Origin of the sequence: Streptomyces brasiliensis (assembly GCF_014647875.1) — a bacterium.
Lineage (GTDB): Bacteria > Actinomycetota > Actinomycetes > Streptomycetales > Streptomycetaceae > Streptomyces > Streptomyces brasiliensis.
This window is the reverse complement of the sequence record NZ_BMQA01000016.1, coordinates 75,406-100,743: the sequence shown is the minus strand read 5'-3', so window position 1 is coordinate 100,743 and position 25,338 is coordinate 75,406. Positions and strand designations below refer to the sequence as shown.

Annotated in this window: 19 protein-coding genes and 1 pseudogene; 8 read left to right on the top strand and 12 right to left on the bottom strand. The window is 67.4% G+C overall.

From position 1 onward, the window contains the following. Window positions 1-14: 14 nt before the first annotated feature. Window positions 15-1,466 (bottom strand): NCS2 family permease, encoded by a 1,452-nt coding sequence (locus IEZ19_RS24030; RefSeq protein ID WP_189313349.1) that lies wholly within the window; start codon window positions 1,464-1,466, stop codon window positions 15-17. Between the two features lie 167 nt (window positions 1,467-1,633). Here IEZ19_RS24030 and IEZ19_RS24025 point away from each other — a divergent pair, with 167 nt between their 5' ends. Together IEZ19_RS24025 and IEZ19_RS24020 are read left to right on the top strand one after the other, a co-directional pair. Then, window positions 1,634-1,900 carry a DUF2530 domain-containing protein gene (locus IEZ19_RS24025; RefSeq protein WP_189313348.1) on the top strand — a complete coding sequence of 89 codons (267 nt, stop codon included), beginning with the start codon at window positions 1,634-1,636 and terminating at the stop codon, window positions 1,898-1,900. Window positions 1,901-2,007: 107 nt separating this feature from the next. Further along, window positions 2,008-4,404 carry an HAD-IC family P-type ATPase gene (locus IEZ19_RS24020; RefSeq protein ID WP_189313347.1) on the top strand — a complete coding sequence of 799 codons (2,397 nt, stop codon included), beginning with the start codon at window positions 2,008-2,010 and terminating at the stop codon, window positions 4,402-4,404. A gap of 130 nt (window positions 4,405-4,534) precedes the next feature. On the opposite strand, the gene IEZ19_RS24015 is transcribed toward IEZ19_RS24020, so the two are convergent. The 3 genes from IEZ19_RS24015 to IEZ19_RS24005 are packed head-to-tail and all read right to left on the bottom strand — an operon-like array spanning window position 4,535 to window position 8,234. Then, a complete protein-coding gene (locus IEZ19_RS24015) occupies window positions 4,535-5,476 on the bottom strand; it encodes a 3-hydroxyacyl-CoA dehydrogenase (RefSeq protein ID WP_189313346.1) in 942 nt (313 codons plus the stop codon). Window positions 5,477-5,508: 32 nt separating this feature from the next. Continuing rightward, window positions 5,509-6,747, bottom strand: coding sequence for an iron-containing alcohol dehydrogenase (locus tag IEZ19_RS24010; RefSeq protein WP_189313345.1), 1,239 nt, complete (start codon window positions 6,745-6,747; stop codon window positions 5,509-5,511). Further along, window positions 6,744-8,234 (bottom strand): NAD-dependent succinate-semialdehyde dehydrogenase, encoded by a 1,491-nt coding sequence (locus IEZ19_RS24005; RefSeq protein WP_189313344.1) that lies wholly within the window; start codon window positions 8,232-8,234, stop codon window positions 6,744-6,746. Before IEZ19_RS24005 ends, IEZ19_RS24010 begins: the two co-directional genes overlap by 4 nt. 234 nt (window positions 8,235-8,468) lie before the next feature. On the opposite strand from IEZ19_RS24005, the gene IEZ19_RS24000 reads away from it, so the two are divergent. Next, complete coding sequence (locus tag IEZ19_RS24000) at window positions 8,469-9,143, top strand: GntR family transcriptional regulator (protein WP_229840670.1); 675 nt, start codon at window positions 8,469-8,471, stop codon at window positions 9,141-9,143. 130 nt (window positions 9,144-9,273) lie between these two features. Then, window positions 9,274-10,989: a sigma-54-dependent Fis family transcriptional regulator gene (locus IEZ19_RS23995; protein ID WP_506005001.1), complete on the top strand. Its 1,716-nt coding sequence runs from the start codon at window positions 9,274-9,276 to the stop codon at window positions 10,987-10,989. Window positions 10,990-11,098: 109 nt separating this feature from the next. Here IEZ19_RS23995 and IEZ19_RS23990 read toward each other — a convergent pair whose 3' ends face one another. The 4 genes from IEZ19_RS23990 to IEZ19_RS23975 all read right to left on the bottom strand — a co-directional run bounded on the left by IEZ19_RS23990 (window position 11,099) and on the right by IEZ19_RS23975 (window position 16,943). Next, window positions 11,099-12,160, bottom strand: coding sequence for an ABC transporter permease (locus IEZ19_RS23990; protein ID WP_189313342.1), 1,062 nt, complete (start codon window positions 12,158-12,160; stop codon window positions 11,099-11,101). Continuing rightward, window positions 12,157-14,784, bottom strand: coding sequence for an ATP-binding cassette domain-containing protein (locus tag IEZ19_RS23985; RefSeq protein WP_229840668.1), 2,628 nt, complete (start codon window positions 14,782-14,784; stop codon window positions 12,157-12,159). Before IEZ19_RS23985 ends, IEZ19_RS23990 begins: the two co-directional genes overlap by 4 nt. Window positions 14,785-14,829: 45 nt before the next feature. After that, complete coding sequence (locus IEZ19_RS23980) at window positions 14,830-15,552, bottom strand: SDR family NAD(P)-dependent oxidoreductase (RefSeq protein WP_189313341.1); 723 nt, start codon at window positions 15,550-15,552, stop codon at window positions 14,830-14,832. Window positions 15,553-15,767: 215 nt separating this feature from the next. Beyond that, entirely contained in the window at window positions 15,768-16,943 is a 1,176-nt protein-coding gene (locus IEZ19_RS23975; RefSeq protein WP_189313340.1) for a substrate-binding domain-containing protein, read from the bottom strand. A gap of 353 nt (window positions 16,944-17,296) precedes the next feature. Between IEZ19_RS23975 and IEZ19_RS23970 the strand changes: the two genes are divergently transcribed. The 4 genes and pseudogenes from IEZ19_RS23970 (at window position 17,297) to IEZ19_RS23955 (ending at window position 21,554) form a co-directional block, all read left to right on the top strand. Continuing rightward, the gene (locus IEZ19_RS23970; protein WP_189313339.1) at window positions 17,297-18,196 is read left to right on the top strand and encodes an alpha/beta hydrolase; all 900 of its coding nucleotides are present in this window, start codon (window positions 17,297-17,299) and stop codon (window positions 18,194-18,196) included. Window positions 18,197-18,312: 116 nt separating this feature from the next. Then, on the top strand, window positions 18,313-19,938 hold the full coding sequence (locus IEZ19_RS23965) for a flavin-containing monooxygenase (protein WP_189313338.1): 1,626 nt from the start codon (window positions 18,313-18,315) through the stop codon (window positions 19,936-19,938). A gap of 45 nt (window positions 19,939-19,983) precedes the next feature. Further along, window positions 19,984-20,463, top strand: a pseudogene (locus IEZ19_RS23960) (transposase); the annotation flags it as partial. 320 nt (window positions 20,464-20,783) lie between these two features. Next, window positions 20,784-21,554 (top strand): SDR family NAD(P)-dependent oxidoreductase, encoded by a 771-nt coding sequence (locus IEZ19_RS23955; RefSeq protein WP_189313337.1) that lies wholly within the window; start codon window positions 20,784-20,786, stop codon window positions 21,552-21,554. On the opposite strand, the gene IEZ19_RS23950 is transcribed toward IEZ19_RS23955, so the two are convergent. The 4 genes from IEZ19_RS23950 to IEZ19_RS23935 all read right to left on the bottom strand — a co-directional run bounded on the left by IEZ19_RS23950 (window position 21,539) and on the right by IEZ19_RS23935 (window position 25,299). After that, window positions 21,539-22,027, bottom strand: a complete 489-nt coding sequence (locus IEZ19_RS23950; protein ID WP_229840666.1) for a hypothetical protein — start codon at window positions 22,025-22,027, stop codon at window positions 21,539-21,541. The genes IEZ19_RS23955 and IEZ19_RS23950 overlap by 16 nt on opposite strands. Before the next feature lie 129 nt (window positions 22,028-22,156). Further along, on the bottom strand, window positions 22,157-22,942 hold the full coding sequence (locus IEZ19_RS23945) for a hypothetical protein (RefSeq protein WP_189313336.1): 786 nt from the start codon (window positions 22,940-22,942) through the stop codon (window positions 22,157-22,159). Window positions 22,943-23,186: 244 nt separating this feature from the next. After that, window positions 23,187-24,110 (bottom strand): hypothetical protein, encoded by a 924-nt coding sequence (locus IEZ19_RS23940; protein ID WP_189313335.1) that lies wholly within the window; start codon window positions 24,108-24,110, stop codon window positions 23,187-23,189. A 256-nt stretch (window positions 24,111-24,366) separates the two neighbouring features. Beyond that, window positions 24,367-25,299 (bottom strand): hypothetical protein, encoded by a 933-nt coding sequence (locus IEZ19_RS23935; RefSeq protein WP_189313334.1) that lies wholly within the window; start codon window positions 25,297-25,299, stop codon window positions 24,367-24,369. Window positions 25,300-25,338 lie beyond the last annotated feature (39 nt).

The following is a 25,338-nucleotide window of genomic DNA, read 5'->3' as shown; positions in this document are numbered from 1 at the left end:
CCGTAGAACCGGGCTCACGTCAGGCCGAGGGCCGGCATCAGGTAGTAGAAGGCGAACACGGCCGAGACGACGTACATCGGCGCGGGGATCTCGCGCCCGCGGCCCGCCGCCAGACGCAGCACCACGAAGGCGATGAAGCCCATGCCGATGCCGTTGGTGATCGAGTAGGTGAACGGCATCATCACCATCGTCACGAAGGCCGGGATCGCGACCGTGTAGTCGGCCCAGTCGATCTCCTTGACCGAACCGGCCAGGATCAGGAAGCCGACCGCGATCAGCGCGGGGGTGGCCGCCTGGGACGGGACCATCGTGGCGACCGGCGTCAGGAACAGCGCGACAGCGAACAGGGCACCCGTGATGACGTTGGCGAAGCCGGTGCGCGCACCCTCGCCGACACCCGCGGTCGACTCGACGAAGCAGGTGGTGGCCGAGGAGGAGCTGGCGCCACCGGCCGCGACGGCGATGCCGTCGACGAACAGCACCTTGTTGATGCCGGGCATCTGGCCCTGGGCGTCGGTCAGCTTGGCCTCGTCACTGACGCCCATGATCGTGCCCATGGCGTCGAAGAAGCAGGACAGCAGCACCGTGAAGACGAACAGGATGCCGGTCAGGAGACCGACCTTGCCGAAGCCGCCGAAGAGGCTGACCTGGCCGAGCAGCCCGAAGTCCGGGGTGGCGACGGGGTTGCCGGGCCACTTCGGGGTGGTCAGGCCCCAGGACGGGACCTTCGCGACCGCGTTGATGATCAACGCGAGCACGGTCATCGACACGATCGAGATGAGGATCGCGCCGGAGACCTTGCGGACGATCAGCGCGAACGTGAGCAGGACGCCCAGGATGAAGACGAGCACGGGCCAGCCGTTGAGGTGACCGTCGGCGCCGAGCTGGACCGGGACGGTGGTCTGGGCGACATCCGGGATGCGGCTGACGAAGCCGGCGTCGACGAGACCGATCAGCATGATGAACAGGCCGATACCGATCGAGATCGCCTTGCGCAGCGAGTACGGCACCGCGTTCATGACGCGCTCGCGCAGCCCGGTGGCGACGAGCAGCATGACGACGAAGCCGGCGAGGACGACCATGCCCATCGCGTCCGGCCACGACATGCGCGGAGCGAGCTGGAGGGCGACGACGGAGTTCACACCGAGGCCGGCCGCGAGCGCGATCGGGACGTTGCCGATGACACCCATCAGGAGCGTCGTGAAGGCGGCACTGACGGCGGTGGCGGTGACCAGCTGGCCGTTGTCGAGGTGATGCCCGTACATGTCCTTCGCGCTGCCGAGGATGATCGGGTTCAGCACGATGATGTAGGCCATCGCGAAGAACGTGGCGAATCCGCCACGGATCTCGCGCGGCAGGGTGCTGCCCCGCTCGGAGATCTTGAAGAAACGGTCGAGCGTGCCGTAGGCGGGGTCGCCGCCGGGCTGCTCGGAAGCGGGGACCTTGGCAGGTGCCGAGGTGGACATGCGGGACCTCACACCAACGGATCCCCCGACCCCGTTGGACTTTCATACGAATGGAAGTGGCCAGACACAAACGGCTTCAGTATGAACATATGAGTAAAAGATCGCTATCTCCGCGCGTAGACCCAGTGGGCCGCCAGACCGAGCGACGAGCCTCGTAAGCTGTGCACATGACGAAGTGGACCCCCAAGCACGAGGCACCGGAGCCCCTGGAGGGCCCTGTGGTCGCCACCATCACCGGCGGCACGATCGTGTGGTTCGTCCTCTTCCTGGTCCAGCTCCCCTTCTACGACTGGTTCGACGACCACGGGCACACCTGGTGGCTGTGGACCTGTCTGGCCGGCGGTGGACTGGGCCTCATCGGCATCTGGTACGTCCGAAGGCGGGACGCGGCGATCAAGAGGGCGGCGGCACCCCGGGTGACCGTCCCGGAATGAGCGGACGCGGCTCGCCTACAACCAGGGCACGAGCCGTCTCCTCCCCAGGTCGGATCTTCGCCCCACTCGGCAGGTGAAGCCGCAAATCCGCACGTACCGTCGAATGCATGACGCACATCGACGCGGGGGCCGAGCTGGACCCTGTGCATCCGGTACCTCTGCCGTCCACCCCGTCGACCGGCCTGACCACCGCCGAGGTCGCGGAGCGGGTGGCCCGCGGCGAGGTCAACGACGTCCCGGTCCGCTCCAGCCGCTCGATGGCCGAGATCGTACGGGCGAACGTCTTCACCCGCTTCAACGCGATCATCGGCGTCCTGTGGGTGATCACGCTGATCGTCGCCCCGATCCAGGACAGCCTCTTCGGCTTCGTCATCCTCGCCAACACCGGCATCGGCATCGTCCAGGAATGGCGCGCGAAGCAGACCCTCGACTCCCTCGCCGTGATCGGCGAGGCCCGGCCGACCGTCAGACGGGACGGCAACGCCGTCGAAGTCGCCACCAACGAGATCGTCCTCGGCGACCTCATGGAGATAGGGCCGGGCGACAAGGCCGTCGTGGACGGCGTCTGCGCCGAGGCCGACGGCCTGGAGATCGACGAGTCCCTGCTCACCGGCGAAGCCGACCCCGTCGTCAAGCGCCCCGGCGACCGGGTCATGTCCGGCAGCTTCGTCGTCGCGGGCGGTGGTGCGTTCACCGCCATGAAGGTCGGCCGCGAGGCCTACGCCGCCCAGCTCGCGGAGGAGGCCTCCCGCTTCACGCTCGTCCACTCCGAACTGCGCACCGGTATCTCGACGATCCTCAAGTACGTGACCTGGATGATGGTCCCGGCCGCGATCGGACTCGTCATCACCCAGCTCGTCGTCAAGAACGACAACCTCAAGGGCGCCGTCGCCCGCACGATCGGCGGCATCGTTCCCATGGTCCCCGAGGGCCTCGTCCTGCTCACCTCCGTCGCCTTCGCGATCGGCGTCATCCGCCTCGGCCGCAAGCAGTGCCTCGTCCAGGAACTCCCCGCCATCGAGGGCCTCGCCCGCGTCGACACGGTCTGCCTCGACAAGACCGGCACGCTCACCGAGGGCGGCATGGACGTCACCGAGCTGCGCTCCCTCGACGGCGTCGACGAGACGTACGTACGCAAGGTCCTCGGTGCGCTCGGCGAGTCGGACCCGCGCCCCAACGCCTCCCTCCAGGCGATCATCGACGCCTACCCGGACAGCGAGGACTGGCGCTGCGTCGAGTCGCTGCCCTTCTCCTCCGCCCGCAAGTACAGCGGCGCGACCTTCAGCGAGGGCGACGGCGAGAACAGCACCTGGCTGCTCGGCGCGCCCGATGTGCTGCTCACCGACAAGAACCCGGCGCTGGCCGAGACCGAGCGGCTCAACGAGCAGGGGCTGCGCGTCCTGCTGCTGGCCCGCGCGACCCGCGACCTCGACGACACGGACGTGGCCCGGGGCGCCCGGCCAGCCGCCCTCGTCGTCCTCGAACAGCGGCTGCGCCCCGACGCCGGCGACACCCTGCGCTACTTCGCCGACCAGAACGTCCGCGCCAAGGTCATCTCCGGCGACAACGCGGTGTCCGTGGGGGCCGTGGCCGCCAAGCTCGGGCTCAGCGGCACGACGGTGGACGCGCGGCGACTGCCCGCCGACAAGGACGGAATGGCGAAGGCCCTCGACGAGGGCACTGTCTTCGGCCGGGTCACCCCGCAGCAGAAGCGGGACATGGTCGGCGCGCTGCAGTCGCGCGGGCACACGGTCGCGATGACCGGCGACGGCGTGAACGACGTGCTCGCCCTCAAGGACGCCGACATCGGCGTCTCGATGGGGTCGGGGTCGGAGGCGACGCGGGCGGTGGCGCAGATCGTGCTGCTCGACAACAGCTTCGCCACGCTGCCGTCGGTGGTCGCGGAGGGCCGGCGGGTCATCGGCAACATCACGCGGGTGGCCACGCTGTTCCTGGTGAAGACGGTCTACTCGGTGCTGCTGGCCGTGCTGGTGGTGTGCTGGCAGGTCGAATATCCCTTCCTGCCCCGGCACCTGACCCTGCTGTCCACGCTCACCATCGGCGTCCCGGCATTCTTCCTGGCGCTCGCGCCCAACAAGGAGCGGGCCCGGCCGCACTTCGTCCGGCGGGTGATGCGGTACTCGATCCCGGGCGGGGTGGTGGCGGGCGTCGCGACCTTCGTGACGTATCTGACGGCACGTCTCTACTACACGGGGCCGGGTGCGCTGGACGCGGAGACCAGCGCGGCCACGCTCACGCTCTTCCTGATCTCGATGTGGGTCCTGGCCATCGTCGCCCGCCCCTACACGTGGTGGCGGGTGCTGCTGGTCGCCTCGATGGGCGCGGCGTTCGTGTTCGTACTGGTGGTGCCGGCGCTGCAGCGCTTCTTCGCGCTGAAGCTGGTGGGGATCACGATGCCGTGGACGGCGGTGCTCATCGCGGTGGTGGCGGCGGCCGCCCTGGAGTTCCTGTGGAACTGGGTCGACCGCCGTTTCCCTGTGTGAGGCGAGATCACGACGCAGGCGGAAAAACGTGTCGGATTCGTCGGCAGATCGAGGTGCCTCGGAACAGTTCACATGTGCGAGGCACCTCGACCAGCCATCCGCGCCGATATAAGGAAGACGCGAGAGGAACTCAGGAGGTGGCGCGAATGTCCTCCCACAGTGGCGTCAGCCGCATGAGCTGCTCGTCTCGCCAGCGAACCCGTTCTTCCCATCGGTCGAGTGGGAGAAGAGCGCGACGCTGGTGTACCGCGGTGGACACGAGGTCTGGCGTCCATGGGTCGTTCTGACCGCGCTCGGCGCCGATTCGTGCATACGCAGGTCCCATTTTCTCCGCGTGTGATTCAAGACCGCCGCGGGTGTTGAGGTCCACGGTCTCGAACGGGCCGATGAGACTCCACCGGCGCCCGAGACCACTGCGGACGACTTCGTCGATCTCGTCAACGGTCGCAACCCCGTCTCGGACCAGGCAGTAGGCCTCACGCAGTACCGCACCTTGGAGACGGTTGAACACGAACCCTTCCGGTTCATGGTTGACCGTGATCGGGCGTAGCCCTGCGCCGGTGTAGATGGCACGGGCGCGCTCGACTGCCCACGTAGCAGTGCTGGGGGAGGGGACGACCTCGATCACCGGGATGAGGTACGGCGGGTTGCCGGGGTGACCGACCAGGATCCGGTCCCGCAGCCCTTCGGGCAGGTCGGCTGTCATGAGACTGGGACGTATCGCTGAGCTCGAGCTGGCGAACACCGCTTGCTCAGGCGCGCTCTGGGCCGCTCGCCGGATCAGGTCCTGCTTGACATCTACCCGCTCCGGTGCGCATTCCTGCACCAGCGCTGCTCCCGCGACTGCCTCCGCCAAGTCACTGGCGAACGTGACCCGCGCACTCACAGCGCTCGGATTCTCGACGAGGCCGTGCGCGGACAACTGGTCAAGGCGATCGGAGAGCTCACCCTGGGCGCGCTCCAGAGCGTCCGGGAACGGATCCCACACCCGGACCGCGTGCCCGGCTCGTGCGAAGACGATGGCGAAGGCGACCCCGATGGAGCCGGCGCCGGCGACGGCGACCGGCTCCATCGGGCCACTTGCCGGTGTCGCGGCTGTGCTCGTCACACCGACCACCAGGTGCGGTCGTTGTCGTAGCCACGCTGCAGGATCTCAACTACGGACTCGTGGGTGAGATCGCGCGGGTTGTTGGCCGTCAGGCGGGTCGCGAGCATCGCCTGGTCGGCCACGTAGGAGAAGTCCTTCGGGTCCAGGCCGAGCGTCTTCAGGTCGGTCGGGCAGCCGACGGTCTCCAGCAGCGCCTCAACGCGGGAGATGCCGGCCTTCGCCTGATCCAACGGGGTCGACTCGGGGTCCGCGGCACCGAGCAGCGCCCCGATCTCGGCGAATTCCGCGATCCGGGTCGGAAGGTTGAAGCGCATCACGTACGGCAGAAGCGCTCCGACCCCGAACCCGTGCGACGTGTGGGTCAGCGCACCGATCGGGGACTGGATCGCGTGCGCCGCGGCGGTACCGGCGGTGTTGATGGCCATGCCTGCGTTGTACGCGGCCAGCATGGTCGCGGAGCGTGCTTCGATGTCGGACGGGTCGGCGACCACGCCCTCCAGGGACGAGTTGAGCAGAGTCAGGCCGCTGCGGCAGAAGATGTCGGTCAGCGGGTTCTTCCCGACGTAGAGATGGTTGGCCAGGAACTCCGGCGTCACGTCCTTGACCCGGTCGGTGAACGTCTCGACCAGGTGAGTCAGCGCGTCGGCCGCGGTGGCCGCGGTGAGTGCCGGCGGGCAGGAGACGGTGAGCTCAGGGTCGATGACGGCGGCGTACGCCTCCAGGTGCGGGCTGGCCACGCCGACCTTCATGCCCTTCTCCCGGTCGAAGACGACCGAGATGCAGGTGACCTCGGCGCCGGTACCGGCGGTGGTCGGTACGGTGATGACCGGAAGCCCGGGGCCCGGGACGAGGAACTCGCCGTAGTAGTCCCGAACGTCGCCGCCGTGTGCGAGGACGGCAGCGGACACCTTCGCCAGGTCGAGGCAGGAGCCGCCGCCGACCGCGAGCAGCGCATCCACGCCGGCGTCGCCGTACCGGTCGACGACGGTGAGTACGTTCTCGCGAGGCAGGTCCGGCTCGGCCTCGGAGAACACCGAGACCGTGATCCCGCGTCCTTCGATGGCAGTGACCATGTCCTTGAACTCGGTCACCTGTGCCATACGGGCGTCAGTGACGACGAGGACGTGCCGTCCGATCTCGGCAAGGAGATGGGGCAGGTGGCGCCGCTCGCCGGGACCGAAGAGAACGGTCTTGGGCTGGCGCAGGACGCCGATGGAGGCGACGCAGGGGGTCACAGGCCTGCCTCCGTCTCGTTCACGGTGATGGCGAGGTACTTGGGCTCGAGGAACTCGTAGATCGCCTCGTGTCCGCCTTCGCGGCCCAGGCCGGAGGCCTTGATGCCGCCGAACGCCGCCGCGGGGTCGGCCATGATGCCGCGGTTGATGCCGACCATGCCGAAATCGAGGCGCTCGCTCACGGCAATGGCGCGGTCCACGTTGCGGGTGAACACGTACGCGGCAAGCCCGTAGGTCGTGTCGTTGGCGACCTTGACCGCCTCGGCGACCGAGTCGGCGGTGTAGATCGTCGCGATGGGGGCGAACAGCTCCTGGTGGCAAAGGTCGTCATCCGCCTCCGTCACCGAGAAGACGGTCGGCTCGAAGAAGAATCCGTCGCCCGGTATCTCCTTGCCCCCGGTCAGCAGGGTCGCGCCGATCTCGGAGAAGCCGTTGACGAGCTCCTTGACGGTGTCGCGCTGCCGGGCCGAGATGATCGGGCCGACCTCCGTGTCCGGGTCGAATCCGTCGCCGACCTTCAGCTTCTCGGTCAACGCGACGAACTTGGCCGTGAACTCTTCCGCGACGCGGCTGTCGACGATGATCCGGTTGGCCGCCACACACGCCTGACCGGCGTTGCGGAACTTGCACACGATCGCCTGCTCGGCCGCCAGGTCGAGGTCGGCGTCATCGAGCACGATGAACGGACCGTCGCCGCCGAGTTCCATCGAGGCATTGGTGATGTTCGGAGCCGCCTGGCTCAGCAGGGTACTGCCCACACCGGTCGATCCGGTGAAGCTCACCTTGCGCAGACGGCTGTCCGCCATGAGCGCCGCCGACACCTTGGACGAGGTCGTCGTGTGGACGAGGTTGACCACACCCGCCGGGAAACCGGCATCGTGCAGCGTCTGCACGAACAGTGCACAGGTCAGCGGGGTCTCCTTCGCGGACTTCACCACGACCGTGCATCCGGCAGCGAGCGCCGCTCCGGCCTTGCGGGCGATCATCAGCAACGGGAAGTTCCACGGAGTGATGAGAAGGCACGGGCCGACCGGCTGGTGGGTGGTGACGATGCGGTAGGCGCCTCGGGAGCCATGCGCATAGGTGCCGTGGAGGTGGGCGATCTGCTCGGCGTACCAGAGGAAGAAGTCAGCCGAGAGCTGGAACTCACCCCGGGCCTCGCCCAACGGCTTGCCGCTCTCCAGCGTCATGGTCTCGACGATCTCGTCGGCACGCTGCAGGAGCAGCCGGTGCGCGCGGTGGAACAGGTCGGCACGCTCACGCGGAAGCACGTGACGCCAGGCGTCCTGAGCGGCGACGGCCGCATCGAGCGCGGCGAGTGCCTGGTCGACGGTGCCGTCGGCGACCTCGGCGATCGTCTGACCGTTTGCGGGGTTGACGACCGAGAATGTCTCGGCGGCGTGTGTCCACGCACCGCCGATGTACAGATCGACGGGGATCTCCCGTCCGCGGACCTGTGCTGTGACCGGCGCGGTCGGTGTCGTCATGGAAGGGGTCCTCCTCGTTCGGCGGGAGCGGTGCGGCGGCAACCAGGCGGCTCGGGTAGAGCTGCCGCCGGTGCCACACGTGCACGTTCAGGGGTGACGTATTACCGTCATCTCGTAATACGCTACGGCCGAAAGCCCGGGATACGGTCCGGTGCATCGATTTGAGACAGTGCCTCACGAGCCCCAAGAACCTCTGGGTCTGGCAGGCGACAGTTGGAGGTTGAGGGATCCATCATGAGCACTTCAAGACTGACGCGACATGCGGCACCGCTGCGGCAGCAGATCACACGCCTGCTACGTGAAGACATCCTGAGTGGGGCCTTCCAGCCCGGCGACGCCCTGCGCGAGAGCGGCCTGTGCGAGGCCTACGAAGTCTCGCGCACCGTGGTCAGAGAAGCGCTGCGCCAACTCGAGGCCGAGCGGCTGGTGACGGTGGTCGCCCACCACGGACCGGTCGTGACCGTGTTGACGCCGCAGGACATCGAGCAGATCTACGAGGTACGGCGCGCACTCGAGGGCCTGGTGGGCGAACTCTTCGTGGCCCGCGCGTCAGAGCAGGTGAAGAGCGAGTTGCAAGCGCTCCTGATCGAGATGGAGACGACCTACCTCAGGGGCACCATCAAGACACGCGAGGAGGCGAACGAGCGGTTCTACGGACTCCTGCTCGAAGGCGCCGGCAACCCGGTCCTCGCCGAGGATGTTGCCCGCGTTCACGCTCGGGTCCAGATCTTTCGTCGCTACGCGTTCATGGACGACCAACGGGCGCGGATCTCCTTTGAGGAATTCGGCCGCATCGTCGAAGCCGCGGCTGTCGTGTGTGACGCCGCCGCGGCGCGAGCCGCGTGCGAGCACCATGTCTTCGGCGCGGCAGCGCTGGCCGTCGATGAGTATCGCCGGCGTCTGGCCTGAGGCCTCGAGCGACTCGCATAGGTCCGGAATCGACGCTCGTCGATTTTTTCCTATTACATGATGATTGCGATCTGGCTGCATACGCGCCATATCGCATTATGCTCCGGCTCTGCAGCAGGAAGGGAAGAGCATGTCGATTTGGCCAGTCCACGAGCACAAAGACGAGTGGTTGACGGGGAGCACCGACCGCATAGATGTCGCGCCTGCGCTGCTGAGGTCCTGGGAGCGTTCCCGGGAGGCGCTCGGTGTGCCGGCCAACGTCCGCGAGGTCCCGCGTGTGGCGGAAGATGAGCTGGATCAGCATCTCCTGGATCTGTTTCAGGCGCCGATGTCACGTTTCTCCGCCGACTTGTCGGGAACGGGTGTCGGCCTTCTGCTGGCGGACGCCCAAGGTCGTGTTCTCGGACGCTGGGCTGCAGACCGTGACGCGTGGCGTCACTTCGACATGGTCGGAACCGACCGCGGAGCCGTCCTGGATGAGTCGCTCGTGGGCACCAACGGCGTCGGCACGGTCTTGGCGACCGGGCAGAGCGTCCAGATCACGGGCGCGGAGCACTACGCGGACATGTACAGCGACGCCGTCTGTACCGGAACGCCGATCCGGCACCCGCTGACCCAGAAGATCGTTGCCGTGGTGACGTTGTCCAGCGGACTCATCGAGGGCCGTTCGCTGCTGCGGCCCATGGTCAAGACGGTCGCCGACCAGTTGCAGCAACATCTCCTCGATGTGGCCTCCCCCAAGGCCCGGGCGGTCTTCCAGGCATTCCTGGACGCCTCGAAGGCCAAGGCCGGCGCCGTGGTCGGGTTCGGTCCGCAGGGACTGATCATGCAGAGCCAGGGCGCTGCCCGCCTGTCCAGCGCAGATGTCGCGGCGCTTGGAGATCTGGCCCAGCGGCAATCCGGTGGCCGGTTCATCATCGAACTCTCCGGCACCCTCACCGAGGTCCGGCTGGCACCGGTCGAGGGAGGCGCCGGAACGATCGTGTCCCTCCAGCGGGGCAGGACCTCGACCACCACTGCACTGGGGCCGGCCCGGGCGCAGTTGATCGGACGCTCGCCGGACTGGATGGCGGCTCTGCACGCGGTCGCACGACGGCGGGAGGCGATGCGGCCGGTGGTGATCGCCGGCGAGGCCGGCGTCGGGAAGACGTCACTCGCCTTGGGGTTCCCGTTCCGTTCCGGCGAGCCCGGGCCAGGTGCTCACATCGTGATCGACACGGTGGAGCGGACCCTGATCGGGGGGAAGCGATGGCTTCGCAGCATCGCGGAGCGGCTGCAAGGCGGAGCGCCCGTGATCGTCAAGGGGATCGACGCCCTCGACCCTGCAGCGAGGCTCGCGCTGGCCGGGTTGTTGGAGATGAGCGTTCCGAAGGGCCCTGTGATGCTCACTGCCACGCTTCGCTCGGCCGCGGAGGCCGAGGAGACGGCGGTGGCTCTCGGGGCGTCACACGTGTGGGTTCCTCCGCTGAGGGAGCGCACCGCCGACTTGTCCGCTTTGTGGCGCTACTTCACGGACCGGGCCATGCCGGGCGTCGGCCTGGAGCCACGTTCGGAGACCCTTGACCTGCTCACCGGATACGAGTGGCCCCGCAACCTCAAGGAGCTCCACAACGTCGTGGAGGGGTTGGCGCTTGCCGGCAAACGCGGATACGTCCTCCCCGGTGACCTGCCGGAGCGGATCCAGGGTGCCCGTACGCTGACCATGATCGAGCGTGCCGAGCTCGAGGCGATCTCCCGGGCGCTGCGGGAAACCGACGGAAACCGTTCCCGCGCAGCGGAGATGCTCGGCCTGTCCCGAGCGACGATCTACCGCAAGATGAAGGCCTACAAGATCACCGACTCGTGATGGGTGATGTCAAAGCGGCCACCGCACGGCCACCTCGAAGGTGCAGCGCGACAGAGTGGTCCGGGAGCAGAGCTCCCGGACCACTCTGTGTATACCTGTGGCTCGGTCGTCAGCCGACCGCAGGCAACGCCCGTTGGCGTCGGCGCTGTGCCAGCCCGCGAAGAGCGGGAGCGGCCTGGCGAAGCAGGACCACCGCGGCGAGGACTGCGGCCTGCGCGATGAGCTGCTGAGCGTCGTTCCAGCCCAACGAGCGAAGCAGCTGTCCGAGCTGTGTCAGGAACAGCGCCGCGACGCCGCTGGCCACGATGCTCGCGATACCGCCGGTCATTGCGGTGCCACCCAGGACCACGGCCGCGACGGTCGGAAGCACGTAGCTGTCCCCGATGAAGAGCCCGGGAGTCCGGGTGTAGCCGGCCAGGAGAACACCGGCGGCGCCGTAGGCGAGGCCTGCGAAACCGTAGGCGACGACCTGGTAACGGGTGACTCGGATGCCCAGGGCCGAGGCGGTGGGAACGCTGACACCGATGTAGGTCAATCGGCGCCCGACCGCGGAGCGCTTGGCGATGATGCCGCCGACGGCGAGCATGACGACCGCGATGATGAAGGTGTTCGGGATTCCGAGGGTCCGGTCGACGGAGAACCGGCTCAGGCCGCCTGGTGCTGTGGCCGGTGAGCCGCCGGAGATCTCCAGGACCGTGCCGAGCAGGACCGCGTTCATGCCGAGCGTCACGACCAGCGGCATGACGCGGGCGACAGCGACCAGGACTCCGTTGACCAGACCGACGAGACCGGGGGCGACCACGGCGACGATGACGGCGAGCCACGCCGGCCAACCGTGGGACTGGACCATGCAGGTGCAGATGGCCGCAGCGAGCGCGATCATGCCTGGCACCGACAGGTCGAGGCCACGTTGCTGCACGACGAGGGTCTGCCCGACGGCTGCCATGGCGAGCACAGCGGCGAAGGGCAGCATGCTGAGCAGCGGGGCTGAGCCGACGCTGCCGTGCGCGATGGCGGGGCTGAGGGCGAAGAGGATGATCGTGGCAATCACGATCCCGACCCAGCTGCCCGAAAGGAGGCGGCGCCAGGTGGCGCCCGCGTCGAAGTTGTTTATGGCGTTCCCCTGATGACTCGGGTTGCGGCGGGAGGCGTTGGTCGTTCGGGTGCTCATGCGTGTGCTCCCGTCCGGCGGGTACGGCGCAGCTGCGCGTACAGCGCCGCGGCGCCGATCGTGATGAGGCCCGGGAGCCAGTAGCCCCAGGCAGGGGAGAGGTTGAGGAACGGGGAGACATTGACCAGCTGCTGAGCGAGGACAGCGGCGGCGATGATCCCGATGAACGAACCGCGGCCACCGAAGATGCTGGCTCCCGCGAGCACGACCACGGTCACTGAGTTGAGGGTGTACGCGAGACCAGGACGACCGTCACCGATACCGATCTGAGCCATCAGGATGATGCTGGCGGGCAGGACCAGTGCCGAGCAGATCACGTACGAGGTGAACTGGATCAGTCGGACCTTCACCCCGAGACGCTCCGCGGCGTCCGGCTCGGACCCGAGAGCCCGAAGCTCGACGCCCCACCTGGTGCGACGCAGTGCCAGCTCGAGGAGCAGAACGAGGAGCACCGCGATGATGGTCACCAGTGGAAGCGCACCGAAGTGGGCCTGGATGTCGGCTGCCACCGACGGGAAGATCGTGCCGCCCGGCGTGTCTCGCAGGGACAGGTAAATGCCCTGGAGGGCCATGTAGACCGCGAGGGTCGCGACGACCGGGTTGATGCGGAACCAGGTCACCATGACGCCGTTGATCACGCCTACCGCGACGGCGCCGAGAGCCATCAGGACCAGACCGAGGACCAGGTTTCCGCCGTCCACGATCCAGTACGACGCGATCACGACCAGGAAGCCCATGAGGGGTCCGACCGAGAGATCGAACCCGGCTCCCATGACGACGACCTGCTGCGCGGCACCGACCAGCAACAGGGGAGCAAGCATGAGCAGGAGGTTGTTGAGGTTGAGCTGACCGAAGTAGTCGCCGTTGTGCAGCCCGGTCCCTAGACCGAGGAGCACCACGATCACGGTGATCACTGCCGCGGGCGACTGGTCGCCCGCCAGCCAGGCCCGCAGTCGGCGACGCTTCTCCGGGCGGGTCTTCTCTTGTCCGCGCACGCTCGTCGAGGTCAGTGCGGCATGAGCGATGGCCGCTTCGGTGATCTCCTCACCGGTGAGCTCCTCGACGACGCTTCCGCGGGACATGATCAGCACGCGGTGGCACAGGCCCTCGAGCTCGACGTTGTCGGACGAGAGCACGATGACGGCGGCACCGTCATCGGCCGCGGTGCGCAGGATCTTGTACAGGTCGACGCGTGCACCGGCGTCGACACCCTGAGTGGGCTCCTCGACCACGAGGACCTTCGGTGCAGCCAACAGCGTGCGGGCCATGACGGCCTTCTGCTGGTTGCCTCCCGAGAGAGAGCTGATCGGCGTCTCGGGGGTCGGGGTCTTGATCGCAAGGTTGCGGATCTGGTCCTTCGCGGTGGCCTGGATCAGCACGTCGCTGACAAGGCCGAGGCGTGAGACCTTGTGCAGGGTGCGCGCCACGATGTTCTCGCTCACGCCGAGCGGGAGGAAGACACCTTCGCCGTGCCGATCCGCAGGCACGTAGACGACACCGGCGTTCGCAGCCGCTGCGTTTCCGCCGCGGACCTGCTGCCCGTCGACGACGATCTTGCCTGAAGTCGAGGCCAGGCCGGCCAGGGCGCGGACGAGCTCGGCTTGGCCATTGCCCTGAACCCCGGCCAGGCCGAGGATCTCACCGGAGCGGACGGTCAGGGAGATGTTCTCGAAGCCGGGACCGGAGAGCCCGTTCACGACGAGTCGCTCGGCCGCGTCCGCAGGTACGGGTTCCTTGGTGGGGAAGACCGTCTCGAGTTTGCGGCCCACGACGCGCTCGACGATCTGCTCCTCGGTAACGGCGTCGGCGTCGAAGGTTCCGCGGGTCTGGCCGTCGCGAAGGACAGTGATCCGGTCGGCGATTTGTTTGACTTCAGGGATGCGGTGGGAGATGTAGACGACACCGGCGCCGGTTGCGACGGTCTCGCGGACCTTCGTGAAGAGACGTTGCACTTCTTCGGCGTTGAGATGCTCGGTGGGCTCGTCGAGGATCAGGACCTTCGGGTTCAGCGCGAGGGCCTTGGCGATCTCGATGATGAACCGCTTCTCCATCGACAGATCGGCGACGCGGGCGCGCGGGTCGATGTTCATCTCCCACGGCGCGAGGGTCTCGCGGGCCCAGGCGACCGCGCGGCGAAGCCCGCCGACGCGCTTGTACCCGACGCCGAGTGCCATGTTCTCCGCCACGGTCAGATCCGGAAGAAGCGCCGGATGCTGACGCACGATGCCGAGGCCGAGGCTGCGAGCCTGCTCGGGTTGCGCATGCGTGAGTTGGTCGCCGCCGATGAGGACCGTGCCGTCGTCTGCCGCCAATGCGCCCGAGGCCACGGCCATCAGGGTGGACTTGCCGGCGCCGTTCTCGCCGACCAGGGCGTGGACTTCGCCGGGGCGGACATCGAAGCTCACCTCGTCCAGCGCGCGCACGCCCGGGAAGGACTTCCCGATGCCCTGCATGGAGAGCACCGATGCGGCACGGCCGGCCGCCTGGCCCGCTGTCTGACTTGCTGCGTGGTTGGACTGGGTGGGGCCGGGGCTCGCACCCTGCTGCGGTGGCCGGACCTGAGTCTCAGGTCCGTTGCTGCCGAAGTTGGTCACGTCGGACTCCTGGAAGATGTTGAGGGGCACAGACCTGAGTGGTCGGGCCGACGCCTCGGCCCGTTGATGGGCCCACTACTGGGCGAGGTAGCCGCCGTCGATGACGAGCTCGGAACCGGTCACGAAGCTGGCCTCGTCGGAGGCGAGGAAGACGACGCCGGCGGCGATCTCCTCCGGTCGTCCGGCGCGGCCCATCGGGGTCTGGGAGATGACGTACTCGTTCACCTCCGGGGCCTGAGCCTCGGTCAGGGGGGTCCAGATGAAACCGGGATGAACCGAGTTCACGCGGACGCGTTCCTTGGCGTAGCTGACGGCGGCGCTCTTCGACATGTTGCGCACCGCGCCCTTGGTCGCGTGGTAGGCGTGCGCACCGGCGACAGCGGCGCTGCCCCAGATCGACGAGACGTTGATGATGCTGCCGCCGCCCTGAGTGATCATCTGCGGGATCACCTCGCGCATCCCGAGCCAGGTGCCGGTCTGGTTGACCGCGACGACCCGATTCCACTCCTCACTGGTGAGTTCGTGGACGGTTTCATAGGCGATGATGCCGGCGTTGTTGACGAGGAAGTCGACGCGCCCGTGGCGGTCGATGACCTCCGCGATCACACGCTGCCAGTCGGCTTCGCTGGCCACGTCGAGGGACGCGTACGTGACGCCGGCGCCGAATGAGTCGTCGGCGGCAGCGCGGCTGGTCGCGATGACGGCCGCACCCTCGGCCGCCATCGCGTCGACGATCGCGTGGCCGATGCCGCGCGAGGCGCCGGTGACGATGCCGACCTTACCGTCGAGTCGGTTCATGGATGCTCCTCGGATATCCGTACGTGGCTGCGTAGTTCGGGTTTCGGACGGGAAACGGTCCGGAAAAGCGATGAGGTGAGCCGCCCGGGCCTTGAAGGAACTCGTGGAGGCCCGGGCACCTGCTGGGAATTGCCGGAGCTGCGGCCGGTTCTGTCCGTGAACGGGGCGGCGGCCTGGCCGAGATGGACTCAAAGCCGACTGGGCCGCTACAGGGCCTACTTGTAGAGGGCCTTGATCTGCTCGGTGGTCAGGCCGGAAGAGAGAATCGCGTCAGCGGGCAGCGACTTGTCGTACTTCGGCATCATCTTCGGGTTGGTCGAGTCCTCGATGATCTCCAGGTTGTACGTCGAGGGCTCCGTGTCGGTGATGCCGTTGTAGGCCGCGAGGCCCTTGTTCAGAGCGGCCTCGACGACCCAGTTGCGGGAAGACTCGGTCGCGATCTGATAGCTCGGGTACCGCTTGTGGTACTGGTACCAGAGCGAGGCGAACTCGTTGGAGTCATTGGCCGACCAGACCGGCAGAGGCTTGTTCGCGGCGATGAACGCGCGAATACCACCGACCGAACCGCCGCCGAAGTCGGAGACGATGCCGTCGATCTTGCCGTACTTCGTGATGAGACCGGCCACGACCTGCTGCGTCTTGCTCACGTCCCAGTCGGTGGCGACGTACCCGTCCGCGTTGAGCAGGTGGACGCCGGGATGCTCCGCGACCGCCTTCTTGACGCCGTCGTAGACGGTCTGGGAGTAGGCGCTGCCGGCGACACCGCCCAGCATGACCAGGTTGCCCTTGCCGTGCATCGCCTTGGCGGTCCAGTCGGCGAGGTTCTTGCCGTACGTCTCGACGTTCTCGGAGACGAAGTCGACGTAGTCCTTGCCCGGTGTACCGCCGATGCCGGAGACAATCGGCACGACCGCCACGCCGGCCGCGGTCGCCTTCTGGACGGTCGGCAGGAGGGCCTGTCCGGCGTCGCCGAAGGTGACGATCACGTTGACGCCCTGGGCGACCATCGAGTTGATGTCCGAGATCGCCTTCTGGGTGTTGTTCTGGGCATCGGTCACCACGACCTGGGTGATGTTCGAACACTTGGCCGCCTGGGCCTTGAAGAGCGCGATCGTGGCCTTGCGCCAGGTGTTGTTGTTGTTGCCGTCGGCGTAGCCCACCTTGATCGGCTTGGTGCCGCAGAACTTGCTGATGTCCGGGATGTCGGCCTGCACGCCGACACCGCCCACCTTCACGGTCGGCCACGGGCCGCCGGAGCCGACCGACGCGCCGGAATCACCGGAGCCACCGGAGCCGGTGGAACTGGTGGACAGACCCCCGCAGGCGCTCAGCGCCATGGCCATGGCTGCTGCGGCGCTGGCCGCCGCGACGGCCCGCTTCTTGATGTGCATGGATTGTCTCCTCGTCGAGAGCTGTGAAGGACCACGCAGGCCCGAGAGCACCAGGTGTGCGCAAGCACCGAGCCCGGAGAGCGCGGTACCTGGTCCGACTCCGAGAGCGGGATCGCCGGCGTGACCGGAGTGATGTGAACGCCTGGGTGATGGAAACGGGCTCGGTGAGGGCCCGGCAGAAGGCTGTCGCGAGCAGGACCGTATGGCGCGAGTCACCCTGAGACGGCGGTGCCTCATTTTGTGACAGCGTCCAGCTTCGACGCCTGGGCGTGGTGATCCTCGACTGGCCGGGTCAGCCGTCTGTCGGCCCGACGAACAGCCAGCACCACCAACCCTGACGTTGAGGAGCACCGATGCCCCTTCCCCGTCCTTCATGCCATCTTGGGAAGATCTACGCCGAGTGGAGCGTGGAGTTCGAGGCCAACCCGGAGATGTCGCTCCAGCTGATGCGCTGGGTCTTCGAGGACTGGCAGCGAGCGACCACTGAGCCCGAAGGGGTCACCTACGCCACGACCACCATCGGTGGCGTACCGGGCGTCCTCGTGACTCCGGTCGACGCGGATCCCTCTCAGGTGATGGTGGTCATGCACGGCGGAGGGTTCGCGCTCGGGTCCTCCGCCAGCCACCGCAAGCTCGCCGGGCACCTGGCCAAGGCCTGCGGAACCCATGCGTTCGTTCTCGACTTCCGGCTCGCGCCGGAGTTCCCGTTCCCGGCGCAGATCGAGGACGGCCTCGCTGTCTACCAGGCCCTCCTGGACCAGGGCATCAAGGCAGACGACGTGTGCTTCGTCGGCGACAGCGCCGGCGGGAACCTCGCGGTCGCGATGACACTCACGCTGCGTCGCGACGGCCGCCCGTTGCCCGGACGTGTCCTGACGATGTCGCCGTGGCTGAACATGGAGAACACCGGTGCCACGATCGAGACCAACAACGACACGGACTTCCTGATCACTCGCGAAGGCCTCGCCGGGAACATCGGCCGGTACCTCTCCGGGGGCGCGGACCCGACGGACCCGTACGTCAACCCGCTCTACGCCACCTATGAGGGGTTCCCGCGGCTCTACGTCTGCGCAGCCGACACCGAATCTCTCTTCGAAGACTCTGAGCGCCTGGTCGACCTGGCCAAGAACGCCGGCGTCGACGTGACGTTCTCCATCGGCAAGGGCATGCAGCACGTCTTCCCGTTCCAGGCCGGGCGCCTCGCGCGCGCCGACGAGGAGATCGCCTCCATGGCCGCCTGGTACCGGTCCTGACCAGGACCTACCGGCGCCCTGGCCCGACCCCTGACCGCGGCTTGTCCGCGTTTCCTCCTGCGCGCTCCCCCAGAAGTGCCCCTCTGTCATCACTCGGTGAAAGGACCGACACACACATGACCAGCAAGCCCGACTACGACGCAATCGTCATCGGCGCCGGCTTCTCCGGCCTGGCGATGCTCCACCACCTGCGCGAGATCGGTCTTTCGACCCTCGTGGTCGACGGCGAGGACGGCATCGGCGGCACCTGGTGGGTCAACCGCTACCCCGGCGTCCGCACCGACAGCGAGTACAGCTACTACTCCTTCTCCTTCTCCAAGGAGGTCCGCGACGAGTGGGGCTGGAGCGAGCGGTACCCGGCCGGCGCGGAGGTCCTGAAGTACCTCAACTTCGTCGCCGACCGGCTCGACCTGCGCAAGGACATCCGCCTGTCCACCCGCGTGAACAAGGCCGTCTACGACGAGGGCGCGAACACGTGGACCGTCCACCTCGGCGACGGCAGCACCCTGACCACGACCTACCTCGTCTCCGGCATGGGCGTCCTCTCGCAGGCGATCTTCCCTGCCATCGACGGCATTGACACGTTCAAGGGCGAGAAGTACCACTCCTCGATGTGGCCCCGCGGCGGCGTGGACCTGACCGGCAAGCGGGTCGGCCTCATCGGGCTGGGTGCCTCCGGCATCCAGATGGTGCCTGAGATCGCCAAGGTCGCCGGTGACTTCCATGTCTTCCAGCGCACGCCGAACTTCATCGTCGAGACCACGAACGACCCGGTGACCGAGCAGGACATGGCCTACCTGCGCGACCACTACGACGAGATCTACGAGAAGGCGGCGAACCACCCCTTCGGCGTCGCGATGGAGCCGGCCGAGCACAGCGCCCTCGAGGTTTCCGCAGAGGAGCGCGACCGGATCTTCGAGAGCAAGTGGACCGAGGGCGGATTCCACTTCGCCAACGAGTGCTTCAACGATCTGGCCACCAGCCATGAGGCCAGCGAGCTCGCCTCGGAGTTCATCCGCAAGAAGATCCACGAGATCGTTGACGACCAGGCCGTCGCCGACCTTCTCTCGCCGACCACCTACTCGTTCAACGGCAAGCGTGTCCCGACCGGCCACAGCTACTACGCGGCGTTCAACAAGCCGAACGTGCACCTCGTCGACGTCGCCTCGCAGTCGATCAGCCGGATCTCCGAGCGCGGCGTGGTGGTCGGCGACACCGAGTACGAGCTCGACGTGCTGATCTTCGCCACTGGCTTCGACGCCATGACCGGGACCCTGACCAACATCGACATCGTGGGTCGCGGTGGCCGCACGCTGCGCGAGAAGTGGCTCGCCGACGGCCTGAAGTCGAACCTCGGCATCAACGCCAACGGGTTCCCGAACTTCTTCATGTCCCTCGGCCCGCAGACGCCGTACTCGAACCTGCCGGTCCCGATCCAGCTCGGTGCCCAGTGGCTTCAGAGGGCCATCGCGTGGGCGCGTGAGAACGACGTGCCGTTCCTCGAGGCCACCCCCGAGTCGGAGACCTGGTGGATGGAGGAGACCGAGCGGGCCGGCAAGGCCACCGTCATGTACTCCGAGGGCAAGAAGGCCAAGGCGTGGTTCCTGGGCGACAACCTCCCCGGTAAGCCTGAGGAGTTCCAGGTCTACATGGGCGGCGGACAGGTGTATCAGCAGTTCTGCCGTGCAGCTGAGGCCGACGGCTACCACTCCTTCCTGGCCAACCAGTCGGCCAAGGCCTGAGAACCGAACGGGACCTGCACGGTCAACGGTGTCGACGTGACTGTCATGGCCGAGGATGTCGAGGATGCTCGCCCGGCCGAGGTGCCCGCGGATCTGCTGGACGATCAGTTGATCGGACAGCTGGCCGACCGGGCCCGGGCTGGCCGGCTGCGGCTGACCGATGAGGGCGGGCTGCTGCAGCAGTTGACGAAGAAGGTCTTGCAGCCCGCCCTGGAGGGCGAGATCACCGACCACCTCGGCCATGAGAAGCACGGCCCGGCCGGTGCCAGGAGCGGGAACTCCCGCACCGGTGTCCGGTCCAAGACCGTGCTGGCCGACGTCGGCCCGGTCGAGGTCGGCGTCCCGAGGGACCGGCCGGGCGCGTTCGAGCCGCAGGTCGTCAACAAGCAGCAGCGCAGACCGTCCGGGATCGATGAGATGGCTCTGTCCCTGTCCGCGCGTGGGATGACCCACAGCGACATCTCCGCACACCTCGCGGAGGTCTACAGGGCCGGTGTGTCCAAGCAGACGATCTCGACCATCAGCTGCGCCGAGTTCGTGCAGTTCCTGGAGTTCGACAGCGCGATATGCCGCGCCGTGTGCTCCACCAACGCCATCGAGAGCGTCAACACCAGGCTGCCGGGCCGTCCGGGCCCGCGGGCACTCCAGGCAGCGGCGCTCAAGTCCGTCTAGTGCTGTGGCCGGGAAGGTTTGCCGGGCGTCGCGAGCCGGTGAACCTTTCCGGTCACAGCACCAGCGGCCGTCATGAGCCTCGACCCCACCGGGCAGGGCCGCAAACGCTCACACCACCCGAGTCACACCACTGGCTGTACAGGCCCACCAAACGCGACGGAAAGGGAATCGTCATGGGACGTCTGGAGAACAAGGTCGCCCTGATCACCGGGGCCGCAATGGGCATGGGCCGAGCGACCGCAGAGCTGTTCGCGGTCGAGGGCGCCAAGGTCGCGGTCACCGACCTGGACGAGGTCAAGGGCAAGGAGGTCGTGGCGGGGATCCGTGCGGCCGGCGGGACCGCGGAGTTCTGGAGCCTGAATGTCGCCCGGGAGGCCGAGGCGAAGTCGGTGATCGACGCAGCAGCAGAGGAGTTCGGTGGTCTCGACATCCTCGTCAACTGCGCCGGCATCATTGGCGTCGACAAGCCGACCCACGAGCTCACCGAGGCCGAGTGGGACGCTCTGTTCGCTGTCGACGTGAAGGGCGTCTTCTTCTGCACCAAGCACGCCATCCCGCACATGATCGAGCGGGGCAAGGGCAGCATCGTCAACTACTCATCCATCTACGGGATGATCGGGAACGACGAGTTCACGGCGTACCACGTTGCCAAGGGCGCGGTCTCGATGCAGACCAAGCAGGACGCTGCCAGCTACGGCAAATACAACATTCGCGTGAACTCGGTGCACCCGAGCACGGTCCTGACCCCGCTGGTCGAGGGCATCGCGGCTGAGTTCCCCGGTGGTCTGTCGGCCTACGAGGAGTACATGACGGGAAACCAGTCTCTGCGTCGCCTGGGTCGTCCGATCGATGTCGCCTACGGGGTCCTTTACCTGGCTTCGGACGAAGCGGACTGGGTGACGGGCGTCAACCTGCCGATCGACGGCGGCTACACGGCGCGCTGACCAGCCCATCGGCGTCGGCCCTTCTCCGAAGCGCTCGGGGAAGGGCCGACGCCGTCGCCTTGTCCCCCTCCGGGAGTCCCGGTGCGAACCGCCCGACATGTACAGGGGTAGCGGCACGCGGTCGGGTTGGCCGCCGCCCGCCGTCTGCGCCGGTGGTCCACCGACAGCACCGACCAGGCCAGCCCCTCGCGGTACAGCGGCACCTGCGACTTCGCCTTCGCCGCATCCGGCACCCGCGACGTCTTCCCGGTCGGCTCCTGAGCGGCCGGCACGGTCCGGTCGTGGTCCTGCCCGGTACCGCCCGCCGGGACCGGCACCTCGCCCACCCGCGAGCGGGCGATGGCCCACTCCTTCCGTTCCCGCTCGGCCACGGCCAACTCGGCCTGGATGCCGTCAGCTTCCTCCCGCAGCTCGTCCACGCGACGGCGAGCACCCGGCTCACGCTGTTCCAGCAGCCCGACCACCGACGGCATCCACAACCTCCCGGGAGCGACAGCACGACAGGCCACTACTCCCACGGAACCTCCGACCCTACGCCCGACCAGCGGAAACGCATCCCTCAAGTCCGGAAGGACAACAGCTTCTCAGGCGCGCAGGACCGACTACTGCACGTCCACGAAGTCGCCCGTCGCGCTCACCGTTGACGTCGTGGCGATGCCCGCGAAGCTGTAGCGGTAGTAGCCGTCGACGGACGCGGTGACCGTCGTCTTCAGGGCGCCCGTGGAGGACGACTTGATCGTCTTGATGGTCGTGTAGGTGGTCGTGCCGTTCTTGCGGAACTGGAGCTTGACCGACTGGCCGCCGAGGGCGACGTACTTCCCGCTCTCCCAGTCGGCCCGGGTCAGCTTGCCGGTGACGGTGATCGTCTTGCCCTTCTTCACCGGCTCCGGAGTCGCGTCGGCGGTGAGCTTGGCCTGGCGGCGGATGGCGATGGTGCCCAGGTCGCCCTGCCACTTCTGGCCGCCGGTCTTGGTGTCGACGGCGAGACCGCCCGCCTTCCAGGTGCCGGCGTCCGAGTTGTACAGCTCGGAGGCGGGGACGGAGATGGTGGCCTTGCAGTTCAGCGTGGTCGTGGACGCGGCGGTGCAGGTGCCCTGGTCGTCGCTGATGATCTCCGTGGAGTAGTCCTGCGGCGAGGTGCCCCGGTAGATCAGCGGGCCGTTCTCGATGGTGCTGAGGTCCAGCCCGGAGGCGTGGGTCACGGTGTACGTGACCGGGAGCTTCACGGTGGTCGTGGCTCCGACGGTGGCCGCCTTGCCGCTGTTGACCTTCATATTGGAGAAGGTGACGGCCGGTGCCGCGGGCGTGGCGGCGTGCGCGGCCGGGACGGCGAAGGCCGAGAGGGCGAGGGCGCCGGAGACGGCGGCCACGGTGGCGCGAATGCGCATGGAGTTCCCCTGGTGGAGAAAGAGGGGCCTGGGGCCCGAGCCGATCGTGGAGTCTGTTGACTCACGCGATCAGATCCGCGACCGGGGGGACTGGTTGTACGGGTGAGGGGATGCGACAGCAGATTTTGATCATGGATTACATGCCCATGACCATGGCTTGCGCTCTCATGACCGAACACGGAGAAAACGCGACGGCCCCGGGTCTCCCCGGGGCCGTGGCCAGGGCCGGAACCCCTGGGCGCTGTTACTTCACGTCGACGTAGTCACCCGCGGCGCTGACCGCCGGGGTGGTCGTGGTGCCCGCGAAGGAGTAGCGGTAGTAGCCGTCGACGGTCGCCTTCGTCGTGGTCTTCAGGTTGCCCGTCGAGTTCGACTTGATGGTCTTCAGCGTGGTGTAGGTGCTGGAGCCCTTCTTGCGGAACTGGAGCTTCACCGGCTGGTTGGTGTACCCGTGGTACTTGTTGTCCTCCCAGTTGGCCCGCGACAGCTTGCCGGTGACGGTGACGGTCGCGCCCTTCTTCACGGGCTCCGGCGAGGCGTTGACCGTCAGCTTCGAGTAGCGCTGCACCAGCGTGCTGCCGAGGCCGCCCTGGTCGGCGTAACCGACCTTGGTGATGTCGAAGGCGTCACTGGTCGGGTCCTGGCCGTTGTACGCGATGGCCAGCGCCCCAGCCTTCCAGGTACCGGCGTCCGAGTTCCAGAGCTCGCCTTCGGCGGGGTAGACGTCGATCTTGCCCGTGCAGCCGGCGGTGGTGCTCGAGGTCACCTTGCAAGTGGCGGGCAGGTCGCCGAGCAGCATGTTGTCCGGGAGGTCGTAGGAGCCCCGGTAGATGTACGGGCCGGTGAGGAAGTCGGCGGCCGTGATGTCGACGCTCGCGTCGTGGGTCAGCGTGTAGGTGACCGTGGTGGAGACGTGGTTGGTGGTGCCGACCTTGACCGCCTTGGCGATCTTGACGTTGGAGAAGGTGACGTTCATGGCGTACGGAGTGTCCTCGGCGTCCGCGGCGGTGCTGAACGCGGTCTTTCCGGACACGGAGTGCGCGGCCTGGAAGATCGTCGCGGCGTCCGTCTTGTAGGAGGCGGCGTCGTCCGCCTGCGCGGCCGGCACGGCGAAGGCGGACAGGGCCAGGGCGCCCGAGACGGCGGCCACGGTGGCAGGAATGCGCATGCGTTCCCCAGTCGGAGAGTGGGGCCCGGCGCCGGTGTCGATCGATACGGCTCCCCGGCGCCGAGGCCCACGTGATCGTGGAGCCTGTTGACTCGGGTGATCAGATCCCCGACCCGGGGGACTGGTTGTACGAGCGAGGGGGCACGGCGGCAGATTTTGATCCTTCATTGCATTCTCATGACCGAATGCAGAGAGAGTGTTACGGCCCCGGCCACTCCGGGGCCGTAACAGAGGCCGAAACGGCCTCGCGTGCCGCTTACTTCACGCCGACGTAGTCACCCGTGGCGGTGACCTGGGCGCTGTACGAGGCACCCGGGAAGTAGAAGCGGTAGTGGCCGTCGACCGACGCGGTGACCGTGGTCCTCAGGTTGCCCGCGGAGTCCGACTTGATCCCCTTCACCGAGCTGTAGGTGGTGGATCCCTTCTTGCGGAACTGCAGTTGCACGCTCTGGCCGGCGTACCCGTGGTACTTGTGGTCGTTCCAGTTGGCCAGGGTCAGCTTGCCCTTGATCGTGATGGTCCTGCCCTTCACCACGGGCTCCGGCGAGCCGTCGGCCGTAGCCTTGGTCAGGCGCTTGAGGCTGGCGGTGGCCACCCCGTCCTGGTCGACGTAACCGACCTTGTTCCAGTCGATGTTGTCGGAGTTCGGGTCCTGGTCGTTCCAGTCGATCGCGTACCCGATGGCCTTCCACTTGGTCGCGTCCGAGTTGGTCAGCTCGATGTCCGCGTAGACGTCGATGGTGCCCTTGCAGCTGTCCTGGGTCGCGGAGACCACGGTGCAGGTCGGCCAGGCGTCGCCGAAAAGGACGTTGACCGGGTTGTCGTACGTGCCGCGGTAGATCTCGACGTCCATCATGAAGTCGGGCGCGTTGACGTCGATGCCCTCGGCGTGCGTGACGGTGTAGGTCACGGGGACCGTCGTGTGGGTGGTGGTGCCACCGTTGATCGACTTACCGTTGTTGATCTTTACGTTGGAGAAAGAGAGGTCCAGCGCGTAGGGCACGCCGGTGTCGGCGGCGGCGGACGTGCTGAACGCGGACTTGCCGGCGCCGTGGTGCGCGGCCTGCGCGGCCTTCACGAGGTCGTCGTGGTCGAACGCGGTTCCGTTGCCGGCGTGTGCGGCCGGCACGACGAAGGCGGAGAGGGCCAGGGCGCCGGAGACGGCGGCCACGGTGGCACGTATGCGCATGCGTTCCCCTGTGGAGAGTGGGGCCCGGGACGGACGTTC